Source organism: Streptomyces sp. NPDC058650 (assembly GCF_042717315.1).
Classification (GTDB): domain Bacteria; phylum Actinomycetota; class Actinomycetes; order Streptomycetales; family Streptomycetaceae; genus Streptomyces.
Genome location: NZ_JBHXRL010000039.1, coordinates 1 through 14378, shown reverse-complemented (window position 1 = coordinate 14378; position 14378 = coordinate 1). Strand labels below are relative to the sequence as shown.

Annotated in this window: 14 protein-coding genes; 1 reads left to right on the top strand and 13 read right to left on the bottom strand. The window is 73.1% G+C overall.

What is annotated here, in order from left to right:
- Positions 1-40: 40 nt before the first annotated feature.
- The 6 genes from ACFWWU_RS36935 to ACFWWU_RS36910 form a co-directional block, all read right to left on the bottom strand.
- Positions 41-817 (bottom strand): hypothetical protein, encoded by a 777-nt coding sequence (locus ACFWWU_RS36935; RefSeq protein ID WP_384153500.1) that lies wholly within the window; start codon positions 815-817, stop codon positions 41-43.
- A 90-nt stretch (positions 818-907) separates the two neighbouring features.
- Entirely contained in the window at positions 908-1633 is a 726-nt protein-coding gene (locus ACFWWU_RS36930; protein WP_376400988.1) for a Crp/Fnr family transcriptional regulator, read from the bottom strand.
- 316 nt (positions 1634-1949) lie between these two features.
- Positions 1950-4502 carry a polynucleotide kinase-phosphatase gene (locus tag ACFWWU_RS36925; RefSeq protein WP_384153496.1) on the bottom strand — a complete coding sequence of 851 codons (2553 nt, stop codon included), beginning with the start codon at positions 4500-4502 and terminating at the stop codon, positions 1950-1952.
- Positions 4499-6043, bottom strand: coding sequence for a 3' terminal RNA ribose 2'-O-methyltransferase Hen1 (locus tag ACFWWU_RS36920; protein ID WP_384153493.1), 1545 nt, complete (start codon positions 6041-6043; stop codon positions 4499-4501). The genes ACFWWU_RS36925 and ACFWWU_RS36920 overlap by 4 nt, the downstream gene beginning before the upstream one ends.
- A gap of 151 nt (positions 6044-6194) precedes the next feature.
- The gene (gene mmuM / locus ACFWWU_RS36915; RefSeq protein ID WP_384153490.1) at positions 6195-7118 is read right to left on the bottom strand and encodes a homocysteine S-methyltransferase; all 924 of its coding nucleotides are present in this window, start codon (positions 7116-7118) and stop codon (positions 6195-6197) included.
- A 13-nt stretch (positions 7119-7131) separates the two neighbouring features.
- Positions 7132-8055, bottom strand: coding sequence for an LLM class F420-dependent oxidoreductase (locus ACFWWU_RS36910; RefSeq protein WP_384153487.1), 924 nt, complete (start codon positions 8053-8055; stop codon positions 7132-7134).
- Between the two features lie 248 nt (positions 8056-8303).
- Between ACFWWU_RS36910 and ACFWWU_RS36905 the strand changes: the two genes are divergently transcribed.
- Complete coding sequence (locus tag ACFWWU_RS36905) at positions 8304-8585, top strand: hypothetical protein (RefSeq protein WP_384153484.1); 282 nt, start codon at positions 8304-8306, stop codon at positions 8583-8585.
- A gap of 56 nt (positions 8586-8641) precedes the next feature.
- On the opposite strand, the gene ACFWWU_RS36900 is transcribed toward ACFWWU_RS36905, so the two are convergent.
- From ACFWWU_RS36900 to ACFWWU_RS36870, 7 genes are all read right to left on the bottom strand, one after another.
- Positions 8642-9127: a DUF6099 family protein gene (locus ACFWWU_RS36900; protein WP_384153481.1), complete on the bottom strand. Its 486-nt coding sequence runs from the start codon at positions 9125-9127 to the stop codon at positions 8642-8644.
- A gap of 126 nt (positions 9128-9253) precedes the next feature.
- The gene (locus tag ACFWWU_RS36895; protein ID WP_384153505.1) at positions 9254-9643 is read right to left on the bottom strand and encodes a nucleotide pyrophosphohydrolase; all 390 of its coding nucleotides are present in this window, start codon (positions 9641-9643) and stop codon (positions 9254-9256) included.
- Between the two features lie 128 nt (positions 9644-9771).
- On the bottom strand, positions 9772-11157 hold the full coding sequence (locus tag ACFWWU_RS36890; RefSeq protein ID WP_384153478.1) for an ATP-binding protein: 1386 nt from the start codon (positions 11155-11157) through the stop codon (positions 9772-9774).
- Positions 11158-11212: 55 nt separating this feature from the next.
- The gene (locus ACFWWU_RS36885; protein ID WP_384153475.1) at positions 11213-11644 is read right to left on the bottom strand and encodes a cell division protein SepF; all 432 of its coding nucleotides are present in this window, start codon (positions 11642-11644) and stop codon (positions 11213-11215) included.
- 73 nt (positions 11645-11717) lie between these two features.
- Positions 11718-12806 carry a PLP-dependent aminotransferase family protein gene (locus tag ACFWWU_RS36880; RefSeq protein WP_384153502.1) on the bottom strand — a complete coding sequence of 363 codons (1089 nt, stop codon included), beginning with the start codon at positions 12804-12806 and terminating at the stop codon, positions 11718-11720.
- Positions 12807-13101: 295 nt separating this feature from the next.
- A complete protein-coding gene (locus tag ACFWWU_RS36875) occupies positions 13102-13797 on the bottom strand; it encodes a GntR family transcriptional regulator (protein ID WP_384153472.1) in 696 nt (231 codons plus the stop codon).
- Between the two features lie 91 nt (positions 13798-13888).
- A partial coding sequence (locus ACFWWU_RS36870; protein WP_384153469.1) for a proline racemase family protein occupies positions 13889-14378 on the bottom strand: 490 nt, incomplete at its 5' end.

Here is a 14378-nt window from a genome sequence, read left to right as displayed (position 1 = left end):
TTTCGTCTTTTTTCTCTTTTTGTTCTTCTTTGTCGGGCTGTTAGAGGTGTTTTTTTTCAGGGGGGCCCCCCGCGGGGGGGGGGGGGGGGCGCCCCCCCCCCCCCCCCCCCCCAACGCCGGCTCCTGAACCCACCCCCGGCACCCGCTGCCCCTCGGCCGGCCCGTCCCCCTCGGGCCCGATCAGCGGCGGCGCCGCACGGCGCGGCACGTGGAACCAGGCGGCCTCGTCGGTCTCCTTGGACCGGATCCGGGCCCGCCGGTAATGGTCCGGCTCCACGTACCGCCCGCCCTCGGCGACCACGTTCCCGTACAGCCAGTCGGAGACCACGACGAGCAGGTCGACCTCGGGGGCCTCCGTCATGATCCGCTTGGCCGTGGGGCTGTCGCAGAGCCGCGCGGCGAGGTCCACGGCCCGCCCGACGAGCCCGTGCCGGTCCTGGACCACGAGCCCCGCGTTCATGCCGATCCGCAGGCGCAGCCGCCGGCTCCGGCCCGTGTTGTGGGCGCGGAGGCTCTCGTACAGGGTGTCGATCCACCGTCCGACCATGAGCGTCGGCGGCATGTCGGGGCGCAGGGCGGCGAGGATGCCGTCCCCCCGGTCCTCCTGGTGGAAGGTGCCGGGCTCGACCCCGACGGAGGCGTACGCCTCGTCGAACGCCGCGTACATCGCCGCGCGGTGCAGCTCCTTCTCGGCCATGCCCAGGGTGCCGGATCCGCAGATGTCGCCGAAGACGACGAACCGGTGGATGCCACCCGAGGCGGCTTCCCGGCGCGAACCCGCCTCCCCGTGCGCCCCGTTCGCTCCCGCACTGCTCACTCGGACTCCCTGTCGGATGCCGTGGTGCCGTTGATGCCGTGGTGGTGTGTGTCCAGACTGGCCGCGTTCCGCGACCGGCGATGTAGCCGTTTACACATCCGGCGGAGATTCGTCCGCCTGTTCCGCGCGGGGGCGCGCACGCCCCTCGGCGAGCAGCACGAGGACCCGCATGTCGATGACGATGACGGTGCGGTTCGCGGTACGGACGACGTCCTGTTCCCGCAGCAGGCGCAACGCCTTGGCCACCGCCTCCCGGGTGGCTCCGATGGCGGCCGCCAAGTCGTGCTGGGGAAGCGGAAGTTCGAGTACGGTCCCGGCGTCGGCCGGTCGGCCCGCGCGCTCCGCCAGTTCGACGAGGCGGGCCGCGAGGCGCTGGAGGACGGTCTCGGAGGCGAGCGCGCGGCGTTCGACGTCGGCGCTGCGCAACCGGGTGGCGAGCTGGCGCATGATCAGCGAGGTGGCGTGCGGCCTGGCGGCCAGGAAGCGACGAAAGCGATCGCCGGAGACGGCCACCGCCTCGACCGCGCCGAGCGCGGTGACCGTGGCGCTGCGCGGGCGCAGGTCGACGGCGGCGAGGTCGCCGACGACCTCGCCGGCCCCGCGCAGGGCGAGGATGAGCCGGGAGCCGCGCTCGGTGCCGACGGAGACGACGGACCAGCCGGAGAGCAGCGCGAGGACGTAGGCGCTGGTGTCGTGTTCGCGGATCATCACCTCACCGGGTTCGTAGGCGCGGCGGGCCCCCTCGGCGATCAGGGAGCGGCGGTCGGCCGCCGGGAGGGCGTGCAGGAAGGAACGGTCCTGACCGAAGAGACTCATCACCCGCTCACCCCCGTACCGTCCGCCACCCCTCAGGGAAGCCGCCCACCGGTGGTCGACCGGCGCTTTCGCGTGTGTGTTCACACCTCATGTGGCGTGCCCCGCCACATTGTTGACTCTGCGTCACCTCGTGGGGTGAAGAACGCTAGAGGTGCGGAACGGCGGCGTCAACGAGCACGGGGGGCGCAGGGGAGCGCCGTTCCCGGCACCCCTGCGCCCCCCGTCGGAGCAGCACGAAAGAATCACGGAAGCGCCACCGGAGCAGCACCGAACTCCCGCGAAGGCCCCCGGCTCCCCGGCTACCCGGCTCCCCGGATCAGAGCCTCGGGTCGACCGGCTCCGACTCCAGCGCGAGGACCGCGAAGACGGCCTCGTGGACCCGCCAGAGCGGTTCCCCTGCCGCGAGCCGGTCGAGCGCCTCCAGGCCGAGCGCGTACTCGCGCAGCGCCAGCGACCGCTTGTGACCGAGGAAGCGCTGCCGCAGCCGCTCCAGGTTCTCCGGACGGGTGTACTCGGGGCCGTAGATGATCCGCAGGTACTCCCGGCCGCGCACCTTCACGCCCGGCTGCCCGAGCCGCCCCTTGGCATCTCGGACGAGCGCGGCCAGCGGCTTGACGACCATGCCCTCGCCGCCGGCTCCGGTCAGCTCCAGCCACCAGTCGGTGCCCGCGCGGACCGACGCCTCGTCGCCGGTGTCGACGACGAGCCGGCGGGTGACCTGGAGCAGCCCGGTCGGGTCGTGCTCCACCAGGCGGTCGAGCCAGGCCAGCTGCTCGTCGTGCGGGACGGCCGCGAGCGAGCGCCCGCGGGCCGCGAGGAGCTGGAAGGGCGCGAACCGCACGCCCTCCAGGCCCTGGGTCGGCCAGCAGTACCTGCGGTACGCCTCGGTGAACGCGGCGGCGTCCACCTCCCGCTCCCGCTGCTTGGTGAGGAGCCCGTCGAGCCCCTCGACCCCGCGCGCCACCGCCCGCTCCAGGGCTTCGATCGCCCCGGGCAGGACGGCGCCGGAGGCGGCGCCGACCGCCGCGTACTGCGAGCGCAGCAGCCCGGCCGACTTGAGCGACCACGGCATCAGCTCGCCGTCGAGCAGCAGCCAGTCCGTGTCGAGCTCGTCCCACAGCCCGGCGGCGCCGATCGCGGTCCGCAGCCGGTCGAGGACCTGCTCGGTGACGGCGGTGCCCGCGGCGGAGCCGCCGCTGGACTCGGTGAAGAAGGGCCGCCCGGTACGGGTGTGCAGCGCGCCGGTCACTCCGGTGACACCGAAGCGCTCGCGGGCCGCCTCCTCGTCCCGGCAGACCAGGGCCACGGCCCGGGAGCCCATGTGCTTCTCCTCGCACACGACCCGCTCGACACCGTCCGCCCGGTACTGGGCGAAGGCCTCGGCCGGGTGCTCCAGGTACCCCTCGGCGCGCGAGGTGGCCGTCGGGGCCATGGTCGGCGGCAGGTAGGCGAGCAGCCGCGGGTCGACGGCGAAGCGGCTCATGACCTCCAGGGCCGCCGCCGCGTTCTCCTCCCGCACCGCGACGTTGCCGAGGTGCGCGGTCTCCACGATCCGCCGGCCGTGCACGTCGGCCAGGTCGAGGGGGCGTCCCTCGTGGCCCCCGGGCGCCTCGGTCGCGAGAGGCCGGGCCGGCTCGTACCAGACCCGCTCGGCCGGTACGTCCACGAGTTCGCGCTCCGGCCAGCGCAGCGCGGTCATCTTCCCGCCGAAGACGGCCCCGGTGTCGAGGCAGATGGTGTTGTTGATCCAGGACGTGTTCGGCACGGGCGTGTGGCCGTACACGACGGCGGCCCGCCCCCGGTAGTCCTCCGCCCACGGGTAGCGCACCGGCAGCCCGAACTCGTCGGTCTCCCCGGTGGTGTCCCCGTACAGCGCGTGCGAACGCACCCGGCCGGACGTCCGACCGTGGTACTTCTCCGGCAGACCGGCGTGGCAGACGACGAGCGCGCCGCCGTCGAGGACGTAGTGGCTGACGAGCCCGTCGATGAACTCCGCGACCTGGGCCCGGAACTCCTCGCTCTCGCCCGCCAGCTGCTCGATCGTCTCGGCGAGCCCGTGCGTCTGCTGGACCTTCTTCCCCTTCAGCCAGCGGCCGAGCTTGTTCTCGTGGTTGCCGGGGACGCACAGGGCGTCGCCCGAGGCGACCATGGCCATGACGCGCCGCAGGACGCCCGGCGAGTCGGGGCCTCGGTCGACGAGGTCGCCGACGAAGACCGCCGTACGCCCCTCGGGGTGGTGCCCGTCCACGTACCCCAGCCTGGCGAGCAGGGTGTCGAGCTCGGACCGGCAGCCGTGGATGTCACCGATGATGTCGAAGGGGCCGGTGAGGTGGCGCAGGTCGTTGAAGCGGCGCTCCAGCACGATCCCGGCGTCCTCCACCTCCTCGACGGAGCGCAGGACGTGGACCTTGCGGAAGCCCTCGCGCTCCAGTCCGCGCAGCGAGCGGCGCAGCTCGCGGCGGTGGCGCTGGATGACGTGCGCGGGCATGTCCGCCCGGTCGGGACGGTCGGCGTTCCGGCTGCGGCAGACGTCCTCCGGCACGTCGAGGACGATCGCGATCGGCAGCACGTCGTGCGACCTGGCGAGCTGGACGAGCTGACGCCTGGCCTCCTGCTGCACGTTGGTGGCGTCGACGACGGTCAGCCGTCCCGCGGCCAGCCGCTTGCCGACGATGTAGTGCAGGACGTCGAAGGCGTCCTTGCTCGCGGACTGGTCGTTCTCGTCGTCGGCGACGAGCCCCCGACAGAAGTCGGAGGAGACGATCTCGGTCGGCTTGAAGTGGCGCCGGGCGAAGGTGGACTTGCCGGAGCCGGTGGCACCGACGAGCACCACGAGGGACAGGTCGGTGACGGGCAGGATGCGGGTCATGCGGTGACCTCCTTCAAGGTCTCGTCGGTCGTGGCCTCGGTCACGGTCGCGGTCACGGTCTCGGTCTCGGTCGTGGCCTCGGTCACGGCCTCGGTCACGGCCTCGGTACGGGTGAAGACGGCCATCTGCGTGGGCGGCCCGACCTCGGGGTCGTCGGGTCCGACGGGAACGAACTCCACGCCGTACCCGTACTGTCCGGCGACTCCGGCGGCCCAGCCCCGGAACTCCTCCCGGGTCCATTCGAAGCGATGGTCGCCGTGCCGGACGTGTCCGGCGGGCAGCGACTCCCAGCGCACGTTGTACTCGACGTTCGGCGTGGTCACGAGCACCGTACGGGGCCGGGCCGCGCCGAACACCGCGTACGCGAGCGCCGGCAGCCTCGGCAGGTCCAGGTGCTCGATCACCTCGCTGAGCACGGCCGCGTCGTAGCCGGCGAGCCGCTTGTCGGTGTACGCGAGCGAGCCCTGGAGCAGCGTGACCCGGGCGGCCTGCCGCTCCCCCATCCGGTCGAGGCGCAGCCGGCGGGCGGCGACGTTCAGCGCCCGGACGGACACGTCGACGCCCACGATCTCCGTGAAGCGCACGTCCTTGAGCAGCGCCTGCACCAGCTGTCCCTGCCCGCAGCCCAGGTCGAGCACACGGGCGGCTCCGGCGGTGTGCAGCGCGGCGAGGACCGCGTCCCTGCGCTGCTCGGCGAGCGGCACCGGCCGCTCCTCCGTGTCGCGGGACTCGTCGACGGCGTTGTCGACGTCCTCGACGTCGAGCCCCTCGGCCTCGGCGAGTCGCACCAGTTCAAGGCGTTCCGTCGCCTCACGCTCCAGTCCCCAGCGGCGCGCGAGGTAGCGCGCCGTGATCAGCTTCCGCTCCGGGTGCCCGGCCAGCCAGCCGTCCCCGGCCCGCAGCAGCTTGTCGACCTCGTCGGGCGCGACCCAGTAGTGCTTGGCGTCGTCGAGGACGGGGAGCAGGACGTACAGCTGGTTGAGCGCGTCGGCGAGCCGCAGCTCGCCTTCGAGCACCAGGCGCACGTACCGGGAGTCGCCCCACTCGGGGAACTCCCCGTCCAGCGCGACCGGTTCGGCCTCCACCGTGCCCCAGCCCAGCGGCCCGAAGAGGGCGCGCACGAGGCCGGCGCCGCCCCGGGCGGGAAGCGCCGGGACCTCGATCCGCAGGGGCAGTGGAGCGGCGGCCCGCTCGGGCATCGCCTGACACACGCCGTGCAGCGCGGTCTTGAAGACCTTGGCGAGCGCCACGGCCATCAGCGACGACGCCGCGTAGGGCCGGTCGTTCACGTACTGCGCGAGCGCGGCGTCGGGGGCTCCGCCCCGACCCTTGCCCTTGCCGCGGCGCACCAGCGCCACGGGATCCACCTCCAGGAGGAGTGCCGCGGTGCACCGCTCGGCGCTCGCCTCGGGGTAGAGGACGTGCGCGGTGCCGTGCGAGGTCGAGAACGCCTGCGCCCGCTCGGGATGCTTGTGCAGCAGAAATCCGAGATCGGTCGCGGGTCGCTCCGGGTTGCCGGTCGTACTGATTGTCAGGAACACACGCCCGAGTATGGGCGCCCCCTCCCCGCCTCACCAGGCATTTTCCGCGCGCCCCAGCCACCCGCACGCCCCAGCGACCCCCGAGCCGACACCGACGCCACCCTTCCGCCGAAGCCGCCCCCTCCACCGAGACCGACACCGAAACCGACACCTATGCCGGTGGCTTGCGCGCCCCGGAGGCGAGGACCCCGGCCAGCGTGGCGATGACCGAAGGACCCACACGGCAGCAGCCACCGATGAGGCGAGCCCCGGCCCCCGCCCAGACTGCGGCCGTGGACGGGTCGAAGGTGACGTCGCCGCGCCAGCCCCGGGCCCCGGCGTCCCACCGCTCCCCGCTGTTCGGGTAGACCACGGCCGGCTTCCCGGTGACGGCGACGGCGAGCTCCACGGCGGCCCCCACCCCCTCCGGGTCGCAGCAGTTGATCCCGACCGCCACGACCTGGTCGTTCCCGGCGGCGACCGCGAAGGCCTCCGCCAGCCCCTGCCCCGCCCTGGTCCGCCCGCCCTCGACCGTGTACGACAGCCACACGGGCACCCCGCACCCGTCGACCGCCCGCAGCAGCGCCTCCGCCTCGTCCGCGTCCGGCACCGTCTCCAGGGCCAGGACATCGGGCCCGGCCGCGGCGAGCACCTCGACCCTGGGCCGGTGGAACCGTTCCAGCTCCCGCACGGACAGCCCGTACCGTCCCCGGTACTCGCTTCCGTCCGCGAGCATCGCGCCGTACGGCCCGACCGACGCGGCGACCCAGATCTCCTGCCCGACCCGCTCCGCCGCCGCCCGCGCGAGCTCCACGCTCCGGGCGAGGAGCCGCGCCGTCTCCGCCCGGCTCACGCCCCGCCGGGCGAAGCCCTCGAAGGTGGCCTGGTAGGCGGCGGTGGTGACCACCCGGGCGCCGGCCCGCACGTACGCCGCGTGCGACGCCTCGATCTGCTCGGGCCCGTCGGCAAGGAGCCGCGCGGACCAGAGCGCGTCCGAGAGATCGCAGCCCTGCGCCTCCAACTGGTTGGACAGCCCGCCGTCAAGGACGAGCGGCCCCTCCCGGAGGGCCTCGGCGAGCGTACGGTCCGGCTTCATCGGCTCGCCCCGCTCATCCCAGCTGCGACTGGACCCGCGCGGAGATCAGCTCCAGGTGGTCCAGGTCGTCGAGGTCGAGGACCTGGAGGTAGACCCGGGAGGAGCCGATGGCGGCGTACCGCCCGAGCTTGTCGACGACCTCGGCGGGCGAGCCCGCGAGACCGTTCGCCTTGAGCTCGTCCACGTCCCGCCCGATCGCGGCGGCCCGACGGGCCACCTCCGCGTCGTCCTTGCCGACACAGACGACCAGCGCGTTCGAGTACACGAGGTCACCGGCCGGCCGGCCCACTGCCTCCGCCGCCGCCCGGACCCGGCCGAACTGCCGCTCGCTGTCCTCCAGCGAGGCGAAGGGGATGTTGAACTCGTCCGCGTACCGTGCGGCCAGCCTCGGGGTGCGGCTCGCGCCGTGCCCGCCGATCAGTACCGGGATCCTGTCCTGCGCGGGCTTCGGCAGCGCGGGCGAGTCGGTGAGCCGGTAGTACTCCCCCTCGTACGAGAACGTCTTGCCGAGCTCGGTCTCCCACAGTCCGGTGACGATCGCCAGCTGCTCCTCCAGCCGGCCGAACTTCTCCTTCGGGAACGGAATGCCATAGGCCTTGTGCTCCTCCTCGAACCAGCCCGCGCCAAGCCCCAGTTCGACCCGGCCGCCGGACATCCGGTCGACCTGGGCGACCTGGATGGCGAGGACTCCCGGAAGCCGGAACGTCCCGGCGGTCATCAGAGTGCCGAGGCGGATCCGCTTCGTCTCCCGGGCCAGACCGGCCAGGGTGATCCAGGCGTCCGTCGGTCCGGGAAGCCCGTCGGACGAGCCCATGCTCAGATAATGGTCGGAGCGGAAAAAGGCGTCGAATCCGAGCTCCTCGGTGGCCCTGGCGACCGCGAGGAGGGTGTCGTAGTCGGCCCCCTGCTGGGGTTCGGTGAAGATGCGGAGATCCATACCTCCATCCTGCACCGTCGGGTGCGTGTCAACCTCTTCGTCAGCTCGCGGGCGGCTCCGGCACGGTCGGGTGAATATCCGGCCCCGTGGCGGGCCGCGTCCGACCTGGCCAGTGACCGTGGCCGGGGACCCGTCGTTGGCTCGGGCGGAGCCGGACCGCCCGGCCCGCGCGCCGGCGGCCGCTGCCGGTGCGTCGCTCTCTCTCGTGCCCCGCCAACGGCTGCGGGGTCCGGGCCGAGGAGGCCGCCATGTCCCAGGAAGCCGCGCCGGAGCGGGCCGTGCCCGAGCAATCCGCACCGCCGTCCGTGCCCGAGCAGAAGGGCGCCGGCGCCCCCAAGGGCCTGCTCCAGCAGATGGAGGAGCTGATGGCGGCGCTCTCCGCCGACCTCTCCCAGCTCGACGCCGACATCCAGTCCTCGGCCGACCGCCTGGACCCGGAGCCCACACAGCCCGACTCCGAGCACCGCGAGGACGCCGACCGCCAGCCCGACATCCGCCCGACCCCCGGCGACGCGCGGCCCCACTTCTAGTACCGCCGCGACCACGACGACCGCCGCACCGCCCCCGGCCGACCGCCGTCCGCCGCTCACGCCGGACCCGGCCCGGGGCCCGCCCGGCCTCGGGCCGGGTCGGGCGGGCGGGCCCGCTCCCGGTCGCGCACCGCGAGCCGACGCAGCATCCCGCCCACTCTGTCGTTCGACTCGTCGACCGCGTCGATGGCCTCGATGCACTGCCAGTAGAGCCCCTCCTCGTCGGTGGCGCAGGCCACCCCGACGAGCGCGATCCCCACTTCCCCGAGCAGCGCCCCGAGCGCCGTCAACGCCGCGACCGGATCGCCGACCTCGGTCAACTGCGCCGCACGCGGCCCACCGGCCCCCCACGCCGGGTACTCCCCGGTCTCGCTCAGCCCCCGCGCCTCGCCGCGCAGTTCCAACGGCCCGCAGAGCGCGAGATGACTCCCTATCGCCTGGGCGAGCGCCTGAGCCTGCCAGGCCTCCGCCACGATGTCCTGCGCCGTCCCGCTCCCCGCCAACGCGTGCCGCCCGGCCGCGATGAGCCTCTCCGCTTCCATCAACGCCGCCCCCGTTCATACGACTTACCGCCCACTCATTCCACTACCCAGAGTGAGGCCGCCTGAGCCCCAACACCAGGGGAATTCGGAAATCTGTGGACAGTAGGCTCGATGGGGAAAAGTCGATCACTCCGAAGAGTGACGATCTTCTGCCGCGGCCCCGTCCCCGGCCTCTCCGCCCCCTCCGCCCCGGCGTCGAACGGGAAATCGGACCTCGTTCCTGTCGATCTTCGCCGCGAGCGCCACGAGCGGATCGACCCCGAGCACCTCGCAGAACTGGAGCAGATAGGCGAGCACGTCGGCCACCTCGTCCGCGACGCGGTGCGCCGACTCGGGGTCGTCCATCACCCGTTCCGCCTGCTCAGGGGTCAACCATTGGAAGATCTCCAGTAGTTCGGAAGCCTCCACACTGAGCGCCGCCGCCAGGTTCTTGGGTGTGTGGTACGGCTGCCAGTCGCGCGCGGCCGCGAACGCGGCGAGCCTGCGCTGGAGCGACGCCACGTCATGCCCCACCACGTCACCGCCGCCCACCAAGCCTTTGTCGACCGTCTCGCCACCCACCGTCCCGCCACCCACCTTCTCGTCATCGGCCGTCCCGCCGCCCACCATCTCGCCGCCGCCCACCCTCGTGTTGTCCGTCTCCGTCACACGCCCAGGTCTACCACCGTCACCCCGGGCGTCCGTCGCGCCTCCCCCGCCCCTCCCTCCCCGACCGTCCCCGCGACCCGGATGTGTCCGTCGGCGGCGATGGCGACGGCGAGGCCGAGCAGTTCGCGCATCTGGCGCCCGTCGAGCCCCCGGTCCAGGCCGTCGGCGAGCAGGGTCAGGCTCTGCATGGCCTCCGGTACCTCGGCGATCCGGTCCATCGCGAGCACGCCGGGGCCCGTGAGCAGGGTGAGCGCCACGGCGAGGTACCGCAGTTCGCCGTCGCCGAGGCGGCCGAGCGGGGTCGCGGGCCGGCCACCCCTTTCCAGGACGGCGCGGACGGTGCCGTCCTGGAGTTCCTGCAAGCCGAGCCCGGTGACCGGTCCGACGCAGCCGGCGCCCGCCACGGTCGTGAGGCGGTGGTGTCTGCGCGGGCAGTCCGTGTGCGTGCGGTGCAGGACCTCGGCGAGGTTCACACAGTCGCGCCTCAACCGCCCTTCGCCGGGGAGGACGGGGGCTCGCATCCCTTCCGGCCGGGGGTCGCAGGGGAAGACGGACCGCAGCCCGATGACCACTTGTTCGGCTGCGGCCAGGACCTCCAGCTGTCCGGCGGTCTTGCCCGCGACGCGCAGCGGGAGCAGGGCCGTACCGAGCAGGTCGTCGGGGAGCGGTGCCCGGGTGACGGGGGTGGCACCGGCCGTGTGCCACTCGGCCTGGACGGTGCTGCGGCCCGGGTCGCGCAGGGCGGTGGCGAGCAGGGTGCGGCCCCGGCCGGTGAGGCGCTCGCCGACGATCCGGAGCCGGGGCTCGGCCTGGACGGCGAGGTCGAGCTGGACCGGGCCGGCCGGCCCGTCGACCGTGCACCCGATCCGGAAGCCGCGTCGGCCCTGGGCGTCGGGCCGGGCACGTTCGGGGACGCAGTCGGCGGCGTCGGGGAAGACCTCGTCGAGGGATTCGCCCGCCCCGAGCCGGGCCAGTGCCTCGTACGCCCGGAGCGTGGTGGACTTGCCGCTCCCGCTGGGCCCGGTGAAGAGGGTGACCGGCCCGAGCGGGTGGACGGCGCCGCGGTGGCCGGCGAACGCGGACAGGCGCAGCTCGGTGACGACCGGCCGGGCACAACCGCGCCCGCCCAAGCCCTCGCCCTGGCCCCCGGCCCCGGCCGCCGATCTGCCGCCTGCTGCGGCGGAGGGATCGGAGGGAAGTGAGCGAACTGAGGGAACTGAGGGAACAGCCCCCGACCGCCCGGCAAGGCCGTCGGAAGAAGGGCCGTCGGAAGAAAGGCCATCGGAAGAAAGGCCGTCGGAAGGAAGGCCGTCGGAGGCAAGGGCGCCGGAAGGGGAGGCGTGTGGCGTGCGGGCGAGCGTGCTGCCGCCGGTGAGGTCCATGCCCGGACCGTACGCAGCCCGCTCCCTGACGAACCGTTACGGCTAGATGACCTTCCTACGAACGGGGGACGCGCGCGGCCCGGCCGCCCACGACCTCCTCCCCGTCCTCGCCCTCGGCGCCCTCGACCTCCGTACCGGCCGGGGCAAGAAGGAAAACGTTCCGGTCGACGCGGTGCATCCCGCTGCCGAGGCCGAAGACGACCCCGCTGCTGAAGTCGAGGATGCGCTTGGCGACATCGGCGTCGGCGCTCGTCAGATCGAGGAGGACCGGGATCTGCGCGATGAGGTATTCGGCGACCTCACGGGCGTCGGCGAACACCTGGACCCGCAGCACGATCATGCGGCGCTGCTCGGCGGACTCGTACTGCTCGGGGACCGTGCGGTGGTCGACCCTGGACGGCCATTCGTCACGGCCGCGCAGGGGCACGACCTGGGCGAGGCCCTCCCACTGTTCGTCGGTGACGTCGTAGCTCTCGTACCTACTCATGGGCACATCCTCCCGCTCCTCACCCGTTCGGCCCAACAACGACACGAGGTCATGGCGTCACGGTGAGCGGCATTCAGGCGAACGTCTTCGCCAGCCTGCGCAGACCTTCCCTGATCTCGTCGGCCGAGTGCGTGGTGAACGACAGCCGCATCGAGCCAGGGTCCGGCTCCCCGCAGAAGAACGGCGCCCCCGGCACGTACGCCACCTCGTGGCCGACGGCGGCCATGAGGAGTGCCGTGGCGTCGTGGCCCTCCGGGAGGGTGGCCCAGATGAACATGCCGCCGTCCGGCCGGTTCCAGCGACTGCCCTCGGGCAGCGCGGCGGGCAGGCCTTCGAGCATCGCGTCCCGGCGCTCCTGGTACGCGGCCCGCATCCCCGCGACGTGAGCGTCGAGGTCGCTGTCGCGCAGATAGCGCGCGGCCGCGGCCTGGTCGATGGAGGAGGTGTGCAGGTCGGCGGCCTGCTTCGTGATCACACACGCGCGGCGCAGGCCGGCGGGGGCGCGCAGGAAGCCGAGCCGGAGCCCGGGTGCCATCACCTTGGAGAAGGAGCCGAGGAGGACGGTCCGGTCGGCGGCCGCGGGGTGGGCGGCGATGCAGGGGACGCGCTCGCCGTCGTAGCGGAGTTCGCCGTACGGGTCGTCCTCGACGATCCAGAACCCGTGCCGCGCGGCGGCGTCGGCGACGGCGGCGCGGCGCTCGGCGGGGAGCGTACGGCCCGTGGGGTTCTGGAACGTGGGGATGACGTAGAGGAGGGTGGCCTTCTCGCGCGCCGCGATCTCCTCCAGTGCGGCGGGGATGACGCCCTGGTCGTCGGTGGGTACGGGGACGACGCGGGCACCGGCGAAGGCGAAGGTCTGGAGGGCCGCGAGGTAGCAGGGGTCCTCGACGAGCACCACGCCACCCGGTTCGACGAGGGCCGCCGTGAGGAGGGTGAGGGCCTGCTGCGAGCCGGTGGTGATCAGCAGGTCGTCGGGGTCCGTGGGCAGGTCGCGGTCCGAGAGCCGGCCGGCGATCGCGGTGCGCAGCTCAGGGTCGCCCTCGGTGGTCGAGTACTGGAGCGCCTGTCCCGGGATTTCGGCCAGGACGCGGTCGTACGCCGCTCGGATCCCCGCGACGTCGAACAGCTCGGGGGCGGGCAGTCCCCCGGCGAAGGAGATCACCTCGGGGCGCGCGGTGAGCGCCAGGATCTCGCGTACCGGCGACGACGCGACGCCGGCGAGCCGCGAGGCGATGCCGGGGACGGGCGCGGCGGAGCCGGAGGGGCCGGCAGACCCGGAAGGGCCGGAGGCGGCGGCGGTGGTGGCGTTCGCGGGCATCGAGGCGGCGGAAAGCATGGCGTCAGCATATAGACGGCCCGCGCGCTGTCCAGGGTCCTCGGAATCCCCCTGGGCACAGCCGAGTTGACGTTCTCCTCCCCGCCCTTCGGCGAGCCGGATCACACCGCCCCGCCCCTCCCTACTGAGCCGTCGCCCGCCCGGCCGGTACGTCGCGGCCGTCGGCCCAGAGGGAGCGCACATGGCCGAGGTGGCGGCGCATGCAGGCCTCGGCGCCCCGGGCGTCTCCGGCCAGCATCAGGTCGAGGAGTTCGAGGTGTTCCTCTGCGGAGGAGACGAGCTTGCCCGCCTCGTCCAGGCCGGTCAGGCCGTAGAGACGGGAGCGCTTGCGCAGTTCCCCCACCGTCTCGACGAGTCGCTCGTTTCCGGACAGGGAGAGCAGGGCGAGATGGAAGCGACGGTCGGCCTCCAGGTAGCCGATGAGGTCGTGTTCCCTGGCGCGGGAGACGATCTCCTCGGCGACCGGCCGGAGTTGCTCCAGATCGTCCCGGGTGGCCTTCTGGGTGATCCGGCCGATGGTGGGGACCTCGATGAGGGTCCGCAGTTCGGTGAACTGGTCGAGGTCCCGCTCGCTGACCTCGGTGATGCGGAAGCCCTTGTTGCGTACGGGCTCGACCAGACCCTCGCGGGCCAGGTCGAGCATCGCCTCGCGGACCGGCGTCGCGGAGACGCCGAGGTCGGCGGCGAGCCCTGGGGCCGAGTAGACCTGACCGGGGCGGAGTTCGCCGGCGATCAGCGCGGCCCGGAGGGCGTGCCCGACCTGGTCGCGGAGCCGCTCCTGCGCTCTCACGAGGCCGTACTGTTTCAGGTCACCCATCGTGCGCCCTCCGAGAAGTCACGGAGGAGCATCGTACAATGTCACGTTTCTCTGACCGCCTACGCGGGAACCGGACCGCCCGCACAGGAGATCAGAGAAGGAACCCGGCGGGGAAGGGATCGTCGGGGTCGAGGAAGTACTGCGCGGTGCCGGTGATCCAGGCGCGTCCCGTGACGGTCGGGATGACCGCGGACACCCCGCCCACCTCGGTCTCGCCGACGAGCCGCCCGGTGAACTCCGTACCGATGAAGGACTCGTTGACGAAGTCGGTGTCGAGCGGAAGCTCGCCCCGGGCATGCAGCTGGGCCATGCGGGCGCTGGTCCCGGTGCCGCAGGGGGAACGGTCGAACCAGCCCGGGTGGATGGCCATGGCGTGCCGCGAACGGGTCGCGTCCGAGCCGGGCGCGGCCAGGTAGACGTGCTTCACGCCGGCGAAGGCCGGGTCGAGGGGGTGGACCGGCCGGTCGGGACCCGAGTTGATCGAGTCCATGACGGCGAGTCCGGCGGCGAGGAGGTCGTCCTTGCGCTCGCGGTCGAACGGCAGTCCCAGGGAGTCGAGTTCGACGAACGCGTAGAAGTTG